This is a genomic window from Flavivirga eckloniae (assembly GCF_002886045.1).
Taxonomy (GTDB): Bacteria; Bacteroidota; Bacteroidia; order Flavobacteriales; family Flavobacteriaceae; genus Flavivirga; species Flavivirga eckloniae.
The window spans coordinates 3,261,041-3,274,349 of the sequence record NZ_CP025791.1; the positions used below are offsets into that span (position 1 = coordinate 3,261,041).

General features: G+C 32.8%; 14 protein-coding genes. All 14 read right to left on the minus strand.

From position 1 onward, the window contains the following. Positions 1-79: 79 nt before the first annotated feature. Entirely contained in the window at positions 80-1,123 is a 1,044-nt protein-coding gene (locus C1H87_RS13505; protein ID WP_102756321.1) for a hypothetical protein, read from the minus strand. Between the two features lie 306 nt (positions 1,124-1,429). After that, entirely contained in the window at positions 1,430-2,167 is a 738-nt protein-coding gene (gene bla, locus C1H87_RS13510; RefSeq protein ID WP_102756322.1) for a subclass B1 metallo-beta-lactamase, read from the minus strand. 89 nt (positions 2,168-2,256) lie between these two features. Next, the gene (gene nadD / locus C1H87_RS13515; protein WP_102756323.1) at positions 2,257-2,835 is read right to left on the minus strand and encodes a nicotinate (nicotinamide) nucleotide adenylyltransferase; all 579 of its coding nucleotides are present in this window, start codon (positions 2,833-2,835) and stop codon (positions 2,257-2,259) included. 10 nt (positions 2,836-2,845) lie between these two features. Continuing rightward, positions 2,846-3,418 carry a guanylate kinase gene (gmk, locus tag C1H87_RS13520; protein WP_102756324.1) on the minus strand — a complete coding sequence of 191 codons (573 nt, stop codon included), beginning with the start codon at positions 3,416-3,418 and terminating at the stop codon, positions 2,846-2,848. Positions 3,419-3,440: 22 nt separating this feature from the next. Beyond that, a complete protein-coding gene (locus C1H87_RS13525) occupies positions 3,441-4,298 on the minus strand; it encodes a YicC/YloC family endoribonuclease (protein WP_102756325.1) in 858 nt (285 codons plus the stop codon). Positions 4,299-4,417: 119 nt separating this feature from the next. Then, on the minus strand, positions 4,418-4,930 hold the full coding sequence (locus C1H87_RS13530) for a hypothetical protein (protein WP_199769292.1): 513 nt from the start codon (positions 4,928-4,930) through the stop codon (positions 4,418-4,420). After that, on the minus strand, positions 4,923-6,128 hold the full coding sequence (locus C1H87_RS13535) for a hypothetical protein (RefSeq protein WP_102756326.1): 1,206 nt from the start codon (positions 6,126-6,128) through the stop codon (positions 4,923-4,925). The genes C1H87_RS13530 and C1H87_RS13535 overlap by 8 nt, the downstream gene beginning before the upstream one ends. After that, positions 6,128-8,344, minus strand: coding sequence for a general secretion pathway protein GspD (locus C1H87_RS13540; protein WP_102756327.1), 2,217 nt, complete (start codon positions 8,342-8,344; stop codon positions 6,128-6,130). The genes C1H87_RS13535 and C1H87_RS13540 overlap by 1 nt, the downstream gene beginning before the upstream one ends. A 26-nt stretch (positions 8,345-8,370) precedes the next feature. Then, the gene (locus tag C1H87_RS13545) at positions 8,371-9,288 is read right to left on the minus strand and encodes a tail fiber protein (protein WP_102756328.1); all 918 of its coding nucleotides are present in this window, start codon (positions 9,286-9,288) and stop codon (positions 8,371-8,373) included. Positions 9,289-9,292: 4 nt separating this feature from the next. Next, positions 9,293-10,102: a tail fiber protein gene (locus C1H87_RS13550; RefSeq protein WP_102756329.1), complete on the minus strand. Its 810-nt coding sequence runs from the start codon at positions 10,100-10,102 to the stop codon at positions 9,293-9,295. A gap of 5 nt (positions 10,103-10,107) precedes the next feature. Next, complete coding sequence (locus C1H87_RS13555) at positions 10,108-10,971, minus strand: tail fiber protein (RefSeq protein WP_102756330.1); 864 nt, start codon at positions 10,969-10,971, stop codon at positions 10,108-10,110. Between the two features lie 10 nt (positions 10,972-10,981). Beyond that, complete coding sequence (locus tag C1H87_RS13560) at positions 10,982-12,391, minus strand: GspE/PulE family protein (protein ID WP_102756331.1); 1,410 nt, start codon at positions 12,389-12,391, stop codon at positions 10,982-10,984. A 2-nt stretch (positions 12,392-12,393) separates the two neighbouring features. Further along, positions 12,394-12,879: a general secretion pathway protein gene (locus C1H87_RS13565; protein ID WP_233783132.1), complete on the minus strand. Its 486-nt coding sequence runs from the start codon at positions 12,877-12,879 to the stop codon at positions 12,394-12,396. Next, on the minus strand, positions 12,879-13,307 hold the full coding sequence (locus C1H87_RS13570) for a prepilin-type N-terminal cleavage/methylation domain-containing protein (RefSeq protein ID WP_102756332.1): 429 nt from the start codon (positions 13,305-13,307) through the stop codon (positions 12,879-12,881). The genes C1H87_RS13565 and C1H87_RS13570 overlap by 1 nt, the downstream gene beginning before the upstream one ends. Positions 13,308-13,309: the final 2 nt, after the last annotated feature.

Consider the following 13,309-nt stretch of genomic DNA (forward strand, 5'->3'; position numbering starts at 1 on the left):
TAGTTAAATAGCAGATTGCTTAAGCCAGCTAAATTAAATTTAGTTGGCTTTTTTATTTTTCTTTAAAAACTGAAACCATTTATTTTTTAGGTTCTAACTTTTCAAGTCGTGATTGTAATTCAAGAAACTTTTTGTTTAATAACTCTAATTGTTCGATTTTCTTAGCCTGCTCCTCTATTGTTTTTTCCTGAGCAATGGTATATAACGTCAATTCTTCAATTTTTTGAAGGAGTTTAGAATCCATTTCACCTAATAAAATACCGTTTTCTGCAACTTCTTCTTCACTAGGAATATCTTTTAAGTGTCCCTTTTCTTTTATGTGTTTTTCTACTTCTTTTAATGTAGGCAAGTTGTAATTGCTTTTAAATACAAAATCTGCCCAGTTAGTATAAACCGCTACTTTTACTTCCTCTGCTGCAATTTTTCCTTGAACACCGAGTTTAAATCCTTTGGTATCTGCTGTGCCAATTCCAATGTTACCGTTTGATTGAATTCTCATATGTTCATTATTGGATCCTGATGCCAAAATAAGCGACCCTACCGACCACATTTTCATATTACCTGAATCTGCATTAAAAGCTCCAATACCAGATATTACAAATTGTGATTCACTACGTACACTACCATTTACATGTAATTTATCTGTAGGTGATGTTGTGCCAATGCCAACTTTGTTATTTACAATAAAGTGTCCGTTTGTTCTAGCCTCCCATATGTTGCTTAAAGAGCCTTCATCCCAAAGCTTTAAACCATCTGCATCTTTTTTGATAACAAAGGGTGTAGTGTGGGTCATAGTACTTAAACTGATAATGTCAAAGTTAGAAGATTTAAGATCAAGCCTTGCTGTGGGAGTTGTTGTTCCAATACCAACATTTCCATTACTATTTATTATCATTCTATCTACAAAATTGGTATGAAAGTAATGATTACTAACAGGATTCCCACCTCCACTATTTTGCCTTCCATAATAGGAATCAACACCATCCCAGCGAATAATATCTGTAAATAGAGCTGCATAGTCTCCAACTAAACCTTTACTTGAATCTAAATATATTGTATCAACTTGAGCATCTGTATTATAGCTAATTGCAAATAATAAACTTCCTAAAATAAATTTTTTCATCTTTCGAATTTTAAATTAATATGAGTGTTTGCGTAATAATTGAATATAATCTTTAGACAAAGAGTATCACATTCCGAAACAGTATACTGTTCTGATTTTTAATGTTATAAAAATATGGAATACAAATGAAAATTAGCTAAGGCTATTCCTTAGTATTTATAAGGTTTTCCCTTAGTTTTTAGTGAGTTAACTGAGGTTTAGGAAATGATTAGTACCGAGCCTAGTATTGGTGTATAATATAAATGAAATCGTTTCTTTACTATAGAGAAAGAGATGGTTTTAAAATTCAAATTTAAATCGCTATAATTAATCAAATAACTGAATCGTATAATCTAAAAGTTCTATACCTCCACTTCTTCCATGTCCTGGAATTACAATCTTTAAATCGGGTATTTCTTTTTTAATGTTTTCAACAGTTTTTGACCAATCGGCTGTGTTTGCATCTTCTAAATTGCCTTTATTTGCTTTTAACGATTTGATTAAACAGCCTCCAAACAATGCTTTCTCATCTGGAATATAACCCACAATATTGTCTACGGTATGACCTTCTCCAAAGAATTTCGCGAAAACGGATGCTTTTCCTACTTTGATTTCAGTTTTATTTTCGAAACCATTTTTTGGTAATACTTTTTTGCTGTCTTGTTTTGTTAATTCGATAGTAGCGTTATTGGCATAGGATTCTATATTGTTATTATGAAATTCCTTTAATCCACCTAAACAATCATTATGAAAGTGTGTAACTACAATTCCTATGATTTTCTTTTTTTTCTTTTTTTCAATCCAATCTATAAGTTCTTTCGAGGTATCATCATTAGTAGGTGTATCGAAAACTATAGCCTCATCATCATTGAAGTACACCATGCCATTACAAGCTACGTTTCCAAAATCATTCGTTTTTACATAAGAAATATGTACAAAAACATGGTCGCTTACTTGTTTGATTTTTAATGTTTCAGATTCAAAGTTATATGGGGCTTGGGCGTTAGATTTAAAACCGATAAAAATAAACGTGGCTACAAATACTATTAAAATTGTTTTCTTCATAAAAGCAGAGATCTTTAAATTATTAAACTTAAACAGGATTAGCTTAAAGTTTATTGTAACTAACACTGTTAAATAAATTTAAAATAATGTTATTTATAAAAGTTCATTTCATCCAAGTATTCCCAAACAAACTCAGGAAGCATGGGTCTTACATTTTTGCCTGCTTTAATAGAGTTGCGTATTAATGTAGAAGATAACTCCATAATTGGAGCATCAATACTGTGTATCTTTTTATGATTATGAAATTGTGTTTCAATCTTGTTTTCAGAAATACGAGGGTATACATAAATATGATGATTCTCTAGAATCAGCTCATAATTTTTCCATTTATGAAAGCTCTTTAGGTTGTCTTCTCCCATAATTAAAGAGAATTCATTATCGGGGTATTTTTCTTCTAAATGTACAAGTGTATTTATGGTATAGTTAGGTTGAGGTAGATTAAACTCAATATCGCATGGTTTAAGCTTGGTATATTCTTTTGTAGCACGATATACCATTTCTAAACGTTGGTAATTATCGAGTAAACTTCGTTTTTTTTTAAATGGATTATGTGGGGTTACTACAAACCACACTTGATCTAAATCGCTATATTCAGCTAAGTGGTTGGCAATAACCATATGCCCGATATGAATAGGATTAAAAGAGCCAAAATATAACCCAACTTTCATTTTAATAGGTTTAGTGGTTTATAAAATCGCGAACCAATTTATGTGCATTTTCAAGGGCATTATCTAAGTTGTCGTTTACAACAATAACATCAAATAAAGGCGCTGTTGCTAATTCTGCTGAAGCTTTGGCTACGCGCATATTTATTTTGTCTTCGCTTTCCGTTTTACGTTTTTTAAGTCTAATTTTTAACTCATCAATACTTGGAGGTTTTACAAAAATAGCTAAAGTTTCTTCTGGAAATTTTCGTTTTATTCGTAAGCCACCAGATACATCAATATCAAAAATAACATGTTTTCCCTTAGCCCAAATGCGCTCGACCTCAGTTTTTAAAGTACCATAAAAATTATCGCGATAGACTTCTTCCCATTCTAAAAATTCATCATTTTTAATTTTAGATTTAAATTCTTTAGCCGATAAAAAGTAATAATCTTTTGCGTTTATTTCATTCCCTCGTTTTTCCCGGGAGGTTGCCGATATGGAGAATTCTAAATTTAAATCTTCAATGCCTAATAGGTGTCTTACAATGGTTGTTTTTCCAGAACCAGACGGTGCAGAAAATACGATGAGTTTTCCTTTGTTCAATTTCAATGGATTTTAACGTTTGTTACAATACGTTTAATAGTTGTTCTTTAATTTTTTCGAGCTCGTCTTTCATTTGTACTACCAATTGTTGCATGGGTGCATAATTACTTTTAGAGCCAATAGTATTTATTTCTCTTCCCATTTCCTGACTTATAAACCCGAGCTTTTTTCCGTTGGAATCTTTAGAGTTTATACTTTCTATAAAGTAATCTAAGTGGTTTTTTAAACGTACTTTTTCTTCGGTAATATCAAACTTTTCAATATAATATACCAGCTCTTGTTCAAAGCGATTTTCATCGTATTTCTCCTTTAGTTCCTCAACACCCTTAAGCAGACGTTCGCGAACAGCTTCAATACGCTCAGGATCTATAGCAATAACTTGTTCTAGTATATTATCAATGGTTGCTACCCGTTTATTGAAATCTTGTTCAAGTACTTTACCTTCATCTAATCTATGCTCTATTAAGTCGCTTACAGCCGTATTAATCTGCGCTTCAATAGTGTTCCATTCATCCTCATCAATTTCTTCACGAACTGTATTTAAAGCATCAGGGAAGCGAACAGCCATTTTAAGAAGCTCTATGGCATCACCATCAACAACATTTTTTAGCTGCTCTATATATTGCTTAACAACAGGTGTGTTTATTTGTGTTGAGGTGTCTTCTGCTGTTGCTTCAACATAAATAGAAAAATCAACCTTCCCACGCACTAATTTCGCGGCAAGAAGCTTTCGAATAGATAATTCTTTTTCTCTATAAATAGAAGGCATTCTTGCATTTAAATCTAGGTTTTTGCTATTAAGAGATTTAAGCTCTATTGTTATTTTTTTTGTAGGTAATTGCAATACAGATTTTCCATAACCTGTCATTGAATATATCATAATGTATGTATTAAGTTCTGCAAAGGTAGTTAAAACCTAAAAGGATAGAAAATAGATAACGAATGTTAAAGAAATGCTTTAAATATTTGTGCTATTATGTATTGATGTAAAGTTATAAATTACCCGAAGCTTTTTAATAATACAAATGCTTGTAAATAATATCTTCCGGTTCTAAAGTTCTTTTTCTTTTCAAAAGAAAGATTGGTGATTTCTCCAAATTTAGTGTCTTGTTCTAATTTATGGATGAGTTTTATTATGGCATTAAAATTACCCTCTAAAACGAATTGATAGGTGTTTATTTTAAGATTGTTTTTATGAATGATATGAGGTTCTAAAAAGCTTACAACTTTAAGATTGGTGCTATCGGCAAAAACAGTAACGGTTTTTAAAAGGTTGTTTTGTAAGGAACTTCCGTTTATTTGGTACTTATTTAATAGCGAGTCGTAATAAGTTTGCTTTTGTTTTAAAAGAGATATTTGTTTCGGGGTATTTTCGAATAATACCTCCTGTTGCTTTAAAGCATTATATTCTTTTTTAAGGGCAACTGTTTTAGAAATTGCCAATTGGTAGCACAAAACCAGTGCTAACAGAAACCCAGAGAGTAATGCTATGTTTTTAGTCTTGTTAGTCATGCGAGAGGTTTAGTTTAACACTAAAATTAGAGATAACTTTAGAAGTATCTTCATAACTTAAAATCTCAACATTTTGAATCCAATCTATAGTTTCTAAATCTGCTATCCATTTTGAAAACGATTCACTATTGTTAGACTCGCCGGACACAATAATGGTATCGTCTTTTAATACAATAGCTTTCCCTTTTTTTATGTTCTTTTCAAGGGGCTGGTAGTTTAACTCTGTGAGTAATATAGATTGAGGTAGGCGATGCACTATGGCATTAACGTAAAAGGAGCTCTTAGATGAACTGCTTTTGAGCATATCGTCTACCATTTTTTGTGATTTACTAACTTCTTTATCAAGCTTTAAAAGTTTTTGTTTGGTAGCTTGGTTTACTTGAGAGGTTTGTTGTAAGGCGTTAACAGCATTAAAATAATGGTTAAAAACAAAGAAGTTGATAAGCAAGGTACTTAGTATAACGATTAATCCTATTTTTAAAAATTGGGTAAAAAATCTAGATTGGCTATAATCGGTTTTAAGAGCTTGTTTTAAGTCATCAAAATTACTTATCGACTGAAAGTGATTCAATACGGAGTCTAATGCTCCTGAAAAAGACAATATGTAACTGTTTTTGACCTGTAGTCCATTAATATCATATGCCTCAGGTAGTTCAATTTCATTTTTTTCGATAGCTGTAACAATACCATTTTCAACAGAAAGGCTAGCATTTGAAGTTAGGAGTATGTTATCATTTATAAAACGGGATATACTTGAAGCTACTATATTGCCAAGCGTTATATTGATGATGGCAATTCCACTTTCTTTATATTTTGCAATGCATTCATCTAAATAATCCTTTCGACATATAGATACGAAGTATTTGTTGCCTTGGGTGACGATTTCATAATAAAAATCGTCTAAATTTATGTTGGGAAAGGCGTTATAAACCAGTTTTTCAAGATTTGGTTGTGAACTTTCCAGTTGCTTAGTAAGTACATGATGGTTATTAACAATCAAAAATACATGTTGCTTTTTTGGAAGTTTCGAAGCTAGCATTTCGTTAGAAGAAACTTCAAAAGCATTCTCAATATCCAGTTCTTTTTTAGTTTTTTTTAATACTGTTCCGAATACTTTTTCTTCACCATCTTGTATAGTTTGTTCTATACCGCAAAAGTGCTTGCCATAAAGCAGATATGTTTTAATCTTTTCCAGCATTAATAAATAACAGTAGGTTTAATGAGTACGGTTAGCTTGGCTTTAGAGTCTTCTCGTTTACGTTGACTAAACAGCCATTTTATTACCGGGATGCGAGCTAATAATGGTACACCAGATCCCGCATCATTTTTTTCCTGTTCTTCTAAACCTCCTAACACAACAATATCTTGATCTCTTACGCGAATAATAGACGTAAATTCTCTTGAACTTAAATCTGGAGGGGAATCTTCGGCTATCCTTAAACCGAAACTGGATTGAACCACAAAAATATCCATAGTTACTTGTCCGTCTCCAGAAACCATTGGCTTAATGGTAAGCCCAAGTTCTGCATCAATAGGTTCGTAATTCGTGATTTCTGAGGTTTGTGGATTATCGGTCCCATAAATATTACGTTGTGTTACGGCGTAATAGGAGGTCTGTCCGTTTGAAAATGTTGCTCTATGACCATTTAAAGTCGATAATTTTGGCGTAGAGCGTATTTTTATATTGCCATTGCTTTCCATAGCTTTTATAGTAGCAAAAAAGTTAGGTACTACTTTACCGATATTAACATGGCCGAATCCGTCAAATCCATTCAACACTTTATTAATAGTTTTTGCTCCTAGAGTTAAATCTGTTTTGGGGTAAATGCCTCCTGTGGTTTCCACAGGCTTTTCGCCTAGCCCCCAGCTTACGCCAGTTTCAACAGTGGCATTTCTGCTAACTTCAATTAGCATGACTTCAATAAGAATTACAGGAACGGGTTTGTCAATTTTATGCACAAACGTTTTAAAGCGTTCTATGTTAGCCCCCGAGCCTGTAACATAAAAGCTATTTAGTTCATAATCTACTTTAATATCTAGATCTTGTGTGATTTCATCTGGAAGTACACTTAACAACGCCTCACCTTTACTTCCTGAGTTACTAAATGTATTTCTACTGCCCGTGTTAATAGGAGTTCTAGGGGTATTGTTTATTCTAGAAGTATTGTTATACTGGTTATTGTAATTTCTATTAGAGGTTGTGTTAAAACCATTATTAGTACCATAATCGTTATACCTGTTTTGCCCTCCGTAAGTTCTCCCTACGGTTCTATTTCTGCTACTGCCTCCAGCTGGGTCTGCCAATAATTCTACAGATCGGTGTTGTAGATGAATAATTTCTACCGATCTAACACTAAGCTGGTTTTCTGTACCAAAATAATAGACACTGCCTTCCTTTTTAAAGGTAAAACGATTGGATGAACCAGGGTTAGGGTTTCTGTTTTGTTGATTGGAATTAATATTTCCATTGGTAGTGTTAGTGCTAGAATTAGTTTGACTGGAACCACCAGATTGAGACTCAAACATTTTAATAAGCAAGTCATCAAATGTTATAGCTTTTGTTTTAAAGGTAATGGTCCCTGCATTATCTAAAGGTGTTGCCGTAAAAATATCAAGGTTAAGTTCTGTTGCTATTTCTGAAATAATTTTTGCAATCGCCGTGTTATTAAAATCTACTTCCAGTAGTTTGGAATCTACGTCCAGTACTTTAAAATTTAAATTAGATTTTCTTCTGTTGGATGTCTTAAGACCATTAGCATTTTCGGTTGGTGTGTCATTTTCAAATACATAAAAATTATCCTTTGTTTTCTCGCTGAATAATTGATTTGCCAAGGCAAGCTTATCCATGGCTGCATCAAAAGGCATTTGCTTTATATAGGATGTTATTTGCTTGTTTTCTAAACCGGGAGAAAACACCAAATTTTTACCAGACTCGTCCATAATGCGTTTAAACACATCGTACAGTTTATCTCCTTTAGCATCAATACTTATGGTATTATCACTAGGGTTAAAAGATATAGGTATAACATGAGGTTTAGGAACCTCAACTGGTGGGACATATTTTTTTATAGACAGGATATTACCAGTGAAGTCTATGGTTAAATGGTATTCTTTGCATAGAAAGACTAATAAATCTGCTACTGTGACATTGGAAAAATTATTGACAATGTTTATTTGATTAAGTTCTGGTGCAAGATTTATATTGACTTTATGAATATTAGAAACTGCCAGCAAAAAATTAGATAATGAAATGTTACTTACATTAATCTCTGTTTTAACCTGTTCGGTTAGTCCTGCATTATCAACAGCCAAAATGTCTAATTGGTTTTTAATGGTTTGAATACGAGGGTTAGTTTGTTGAGTAAAACCAAAACTAAAAGTTAATAGTAACGAGATATAAAGTAGTTTCTTCATTCTTTAATTTGAAATTAATCTAGCGCTTATTTTTTATTTAACAGTAGTGCTATTTTTTCTTCTAATAAGGCAATCCTTTCTTTTTGCTTCTTTAGCTCTGTATTTTCTTTTTCTATAGTTTTAATACGCTTTTCTTGTTGTATGGTATAAAGCGTGAGTTCTTCTATTTTTTGAAGCAGTTTAATATTCATTTCTGCAAGAAGAAGTCCATTTTCCTGCATGTCCTTTTCTGAGGCTATTTCCGGTAAATGTTTATTTTTCTTTATAAAGGCTTCTGTTTTTTCTAAATCAGGAAGGTCATAATTGTCTTCAAAAACAAAATCGGCTCCAGCATTAACAGTCACTTTTACTTCTTGAGCGTGTACTTTTCCTTTTACAGTTAATTTGGAGTCTGGTGTGGTGGTTCCAATACCAACATTGCCAGATTGATTGATTATCATATCATAACCCGAATTAATAGTGTTATTACTAGGAACTTTAAACCCTAGATACCCTTGGTTATTCCCCGTAGCATATAATGAAATATCTGAATGCAATGTCCCTCCAGATATACTTCTTGAACGAAATCGCATTAAGGCTTCTTTGCCTAATTCATCATTTTCAAGCCTCAATAAATTGATATTATTGCCATTTAAAGTTAACAATCCATTTCCTGTATTTTTAGTACCAATACCAACATTTCCAAATTGATCTATACGCATAAAAGTACTTGTATTTCCCCTAACAAAATCTAATTTACCATATTGGGTATTTAATATATCCCATGTATTTGCTGTATTGTTAAATAATCTAAAACCTACGCCATCCCCTCCTTCTATTTCAAGACTTTTTCTAGGATTATTTGTTCCTATGCCGACATTTCCAGTAGTTGGAAATATATTTTGTGAACATAAATAGCATGGAGCTGATAAATAAAGACAAATAATAAAAAGTTGCTTTTTCATAATACTATTGCTTTATAGAATTTAATAATGTTTCAACTTTTTGTAATCTGGTTTCTAAATTTTTGTTAGTTATTTTTCGCTTTTGAAGCTCTCTTTTTAGCGTTTCGATTTCAGAGGTTTTACTTTTAAGTGCTTTTATTTCCTTTTCTTGATTGATAGTGTATAATGTCAATTCCTCTATTTTCTCAAGCAATTTTAAGTTCATTTCCTTGAGTTTAATACCATTTATTTCCATATCCTTTGCTGAAGGGATGTTGGGCAAATGCCCTTTTTCTGAAATGTAATTCTCAACTTCTTGAAGTGTTTTTAAATCGTAATTTTTGTAGAATACATAATCAGGCCCTACAGCACCTAATAAATCTACTTTGACTTCATTGGTGTGAATGTTTCCTTTTACTGTTAGTTTTGAGTCGGGAGAAATGGTGCCAATACCAACATTTCCATTATGCCGGATTGCCATTTGGTCAGATCCATTAGTTCCAAATAATAATCTTGTAGCGTCTACACCTGGGTCAACAGCAATATATGGATTGGTTAATTGACCAAAATGTTGCCATCTGAGCTCTGTTCTTGTCCCGTTACTTTGTATCAATATACCATTTCTCTGATAGCCACCGCCTATACCCTCCATTCCAAGTCGAACATCACCAAGTACTGTAAATTTCTTGTCAGGATATATTGTACCTGTTCCTACACCAACATTTAAATTTAGCGAATTTGTAATTCCACTTACGGCATTTGGGAGGTAGAGAGTTTGAGAAAGTGTTTCAAGGGTTACAAATAAAAGAATAAGGAGTAAATGTAGTTTTTTCATGGGTATTATTTTTTAGAGTTTAATAGAGCTTCAATTTTTTGTAAGCGGGTTTCCAGGTTTTGGATAGTATTTTTTTGAGTTTCTAGTTTTTTCTCCTGATCTATGGTATAAAGGGTTAGCTCTTCAATCTTCTCAAGTAATTTTAAGTTCATTTCCTTAAGCTTAATACCTTCTTTTTCCATTTCTTTAGCTGATGGAATTTTAGGTAAATGTCCTTCTGCGGCAATATAATCTTCAACCTCTTTAAGAGATTTTAAATCATAATCCTTATAAAAGACATAGTCGGGTGCTACTGCACCTAATAAATCTACTTTTACTTCGTTGGTGTGGATGTTTCCTTTTACTGTTAGTTTTGAGTCAGGGGTTGTGGTACCAATGCCTACATTATCCGAAAAATAAATAGGCCATCTAGTGCTACTAGTACCTATAATTCTACCTGAAATTTCAATTTTACCGGTAAAGTTAGGAGACGGGTTAAAAACTGGGGTGTTGAGAGGTGTTATACCGGAATCTGAAGTGATATTTATATTCACAGGTGTGTTGATACTCACAAAATGAAGGTCTAATACATATTTTCCATTACTTGTACCAGCGCGTATTTCATCTATATGATTTCCATTGTAAAATTTATTATTAATGATGTTTATAGACCCTCCCTGATCATATGACATAATGGAAATATACATTGATATGTCGGTTAATTTATTGTTTCCCAGTGCCCCCGTAACTCTTATCAATCCTGTTTTGTGACCTACACCTTCTATAATTCGATACCAGCCATCTCCATTTGAAAGTGTAACGGTTTTAGTAGTTGTTTGAGAGAAAGAAAGATTAATAGCAAATAGCAATAAAAAAGATAGGTATTTCATAATTCAAATTTTAATCAGTTAATAACGCATAAACTTCTTCAACAGAACTGATACCCTGTTTTATAAGTTCAATGGCATTGGTTTTTAGTGTGGCGATGTTATGTTCTTTTAAATAAGTGTCAATTTCTAAATCGTTACGTTTTATATGGTTAACCAGGGTTTTCGTTATGGGTATAATCTCGTAAATAGCTTTACGTCCCTGATAGCCGGTATGATAACAACTATTGCAGCCTACAGGTACATAATGTGTTTTAAGCTCGTTAGGAATATTAAAATGTTCTGGGAAAATATCTCTGGAAAGAGGTGCTTCCTGTTTACAGGAGTTACAAAGTTTTCTAACGAGTCGTTGAGCTACACTAACATTAAGCGTACTAGCAATTAAAAAGGCAGGAATCCCCATATCAATAAGCCTAGAAATAGTTGCCCATGCAGAATTGGTATGAATGGTTGATAACACCAAATGCCCTGTAAGTGCTGCCCGTATAGCCATATTGGCTGTTTTTACATCTCTAATCTCTCCAACCATGATAACATCTGGATCCTGACGTAAAAAAGTACGCAAGGTACTTGCAAAATCAAGCCCTATATTTTCTTTAAGTTGTACTTGGTTGACACCTTCAAGGGTGTATTCAATCGGATCTTCAATAGTTACAATATTGGTTTTATCATCATTTAACAACTTTAGTGTAGCATATAGAGTTGTCGTTTTTCCAGAACCAGTTGGTCCTGAGATTAGTATAATACCATTAGGTTTTTTAATGGTTTCTGTATACGATCTTAATTCCTTTTTGGTAAAGCCTAAATCTTCTAACTGAATATGATCGGCATCTTTACTTAAAATACGAAGCACTATTTTTTCGCCATGAAGCGTTGGCAAACTCGAAACACGAATATCGAATTCATCTGTGTTGGTTTTTATAGTGATACGTCCATCTTGTGGTAATCGCTTTTCTGAAATATCCAGACCTGCTTTAATTTTTAATTTGTTAACTATCACAGGATATTCAGATAAAGCAATTAGGAATTGTTCTTTTAGTTTTCCATCCAATCGATAGCGCACCCGACAACGTTGTTCGTATGGTTCAAAATGAATATCACTACTACCAATATGCTTTGCTTTTAATAGAAGTTTTTCAAGAAAATCTGTGCTATAATGTAGGTCTTCTTTTGTGTCTGACGATTGCTTTCTAAAATTGGTTGCAAGGTATTGCTGTATGTTTTCGGATGTTTCGGGGAGGAATTTTATCTGTTTTCCTAAAACGACTTGCAATTCCTGTTTTAAGGCATCAGAAGGTGTATCGGTTTTAAAGACTATATGACCGTTTTGGGCCTCGGTCGGAACGATCATGTAATGGTATGCTTGCTCGCTACTTATAAGTTGAACCAGAGCTGTTTCTATGTTAAAATCGGTTTTCTTCATCATTAAACGTTATAAAGGGAGTCAATAATTCCGAACCAAAAACCCAGATAGGTGATACCAAAAAATAAACTCATATAACCTGCTAATGGTACGGTAACACTTTTGTTCTTTTTGGATAGGCATATATGTAATACCAAGGAAAAGATAAGAGCACTGGTTAAAAGAATTATAAAGGATACAGACTCGCAAGCAAATATTAAAGCAAAAAGGAATAATACATCTCCAATTCCAATAGCATTACTAAAGTGTTTTTTTAATTTGAACTTTGTATATAAAAAAACGGTACCCAAGAGTATTGAAACAAAGACTAAATTGATTAAAATCGATGTATAGAATAATTCGGGAAGTGTTTTTAGGAAAAATAGAATACCAACACATAGCCCAACTACTGGAAATAGAAACCAATATACCATTCGATCTTTTATGTCTTGAAAAAAAATGATTCCAAGAGCCATGATAAGTATCGCTTTAATGAGTGTGATTGGCATTAGTCTTTTACGGTTTGTTTTGGATTCCCATTTTCATCAATTTCCCAAACATTAAAAATACCATCGCCATCAAAATCAGTAATAGCAGTAGCTCTTACCTTAAAACTGTTATTGTTGGCACTTACTATTTCGTATACATAGTTACCAGTGCCATCTTCTTTAACTGTTTTTGGAGGGGAGAAGTCAATCTCGTTCAAATCACTCGAGAATTTAGAATACATATACCTATAACTGGTTTGAGAATTATAGATGTATTTTAATTGTGTTTGAGCTTCAATACTCTTAGCCTTACTAATTAATGGCATTAAATTGGGTAATGCTAAAAGTAATAGGATACCAATAATAACTAATACTATTAAAACTTCCTGTAAGTTATAGGCGGGTAATTTTTTTATTTGTAGGTGTCTGTTGTTTTTTTGTTCAGACATTA

Excerpts from the sequence above, each read along its gene's own strand:
- C1H87_RS13505 (WP_102756321.1), bottom strand. The coding sequence starts at position 1,123 with ATGAAAAAATTTATTTTAGGAAGTTTATTATTTGCAATTAGCTATAAT.
- bla (WP_102756322.1), bottom strand. The coding sequence starts at position 2,167 with ATGAAGAAAACAATTTTAATAGTATTTGTAGCCACGTTTATTTTTATC.
- nadD (WP_102756323.1), bottom strand. The coding sequence starts at position 2,835 with ATGAAAGTTGGGTTATATTTTGGCTCTTTTAATCCTATTCATATCGGG.
- C1H87_RS13525 (WP_102756325.1), bottom strand. The coding sequence starts at position 4,298 with ATGATATATTCAATGACAGGTTATGGAAAATCTGTATTGCAATTACCT.
- C1H87_RS13530 (WP_199769292.1), bottom strand. The coding sequence starts at position 4,930 with ATGACTAACAAGACTAAAAACATAGCATTACTCTCTGGGTTTCTGTTA.
- C1H87_RS13535 (WP_102756326.1), bottom strand. The coding sequence starts at position 6,128 with ATGCTGGAAAAGATTAAAACATATCTGCTTTATGGCAAGCACTTTTGC.
- C1H87_RS13540 (WP_102756327.1), bottom strand. The coding sequence starts at position 8,344 with ATGAAGAAACTACTTTATATCTCGTTACTATTAACTTTTAGTTTTGGT.
- C1H87_RS13545 (WP_102756328.1), bottom strand. The coding sequence starts at position 9,288 with ATGAAAAAGCAACTTTTTATTATTTGTCTTTATTTATCAGCTCCATGC.
- C1H87_RS13550 (WP_102756329.1), bottom strand. The coding sequence starts at position 10,102 with ATGAAAAAACTACATTTACTCCTTATTCTTTTATTTGTAACCCTTGAA.
- C1H87_RS13555 (WP_102756330.1), bottom strand. The coding sequence starts at position 10,971 with ATGAAATACCTATCTTTTTTATTGCTATTTGCTATTAATCTTTCTTTC.
- C1H87_RS13560 (WP_102756331.1), bottom strand. The coding sequence starts at position 12,391 with ATGAAGAAAACCGATTTTAACATAGAAACAGCTCTGGTTCAACTTATA.
- C1H87_RS13565 (WP_233783132.1), bottom strand. The coding sequence starts at position 12,879 with ATGCCAATCACACTCATTAAAGCGATACTTATCATGGCTCTTGGAATC.
- C1H87_RS13570 (WP_102756332.1), bottom strand. The coding sequence starts at position 13,307 with ATGTCTGAACAAAAAAACAACAGACACCTACAAATAAAAAAATTACCC.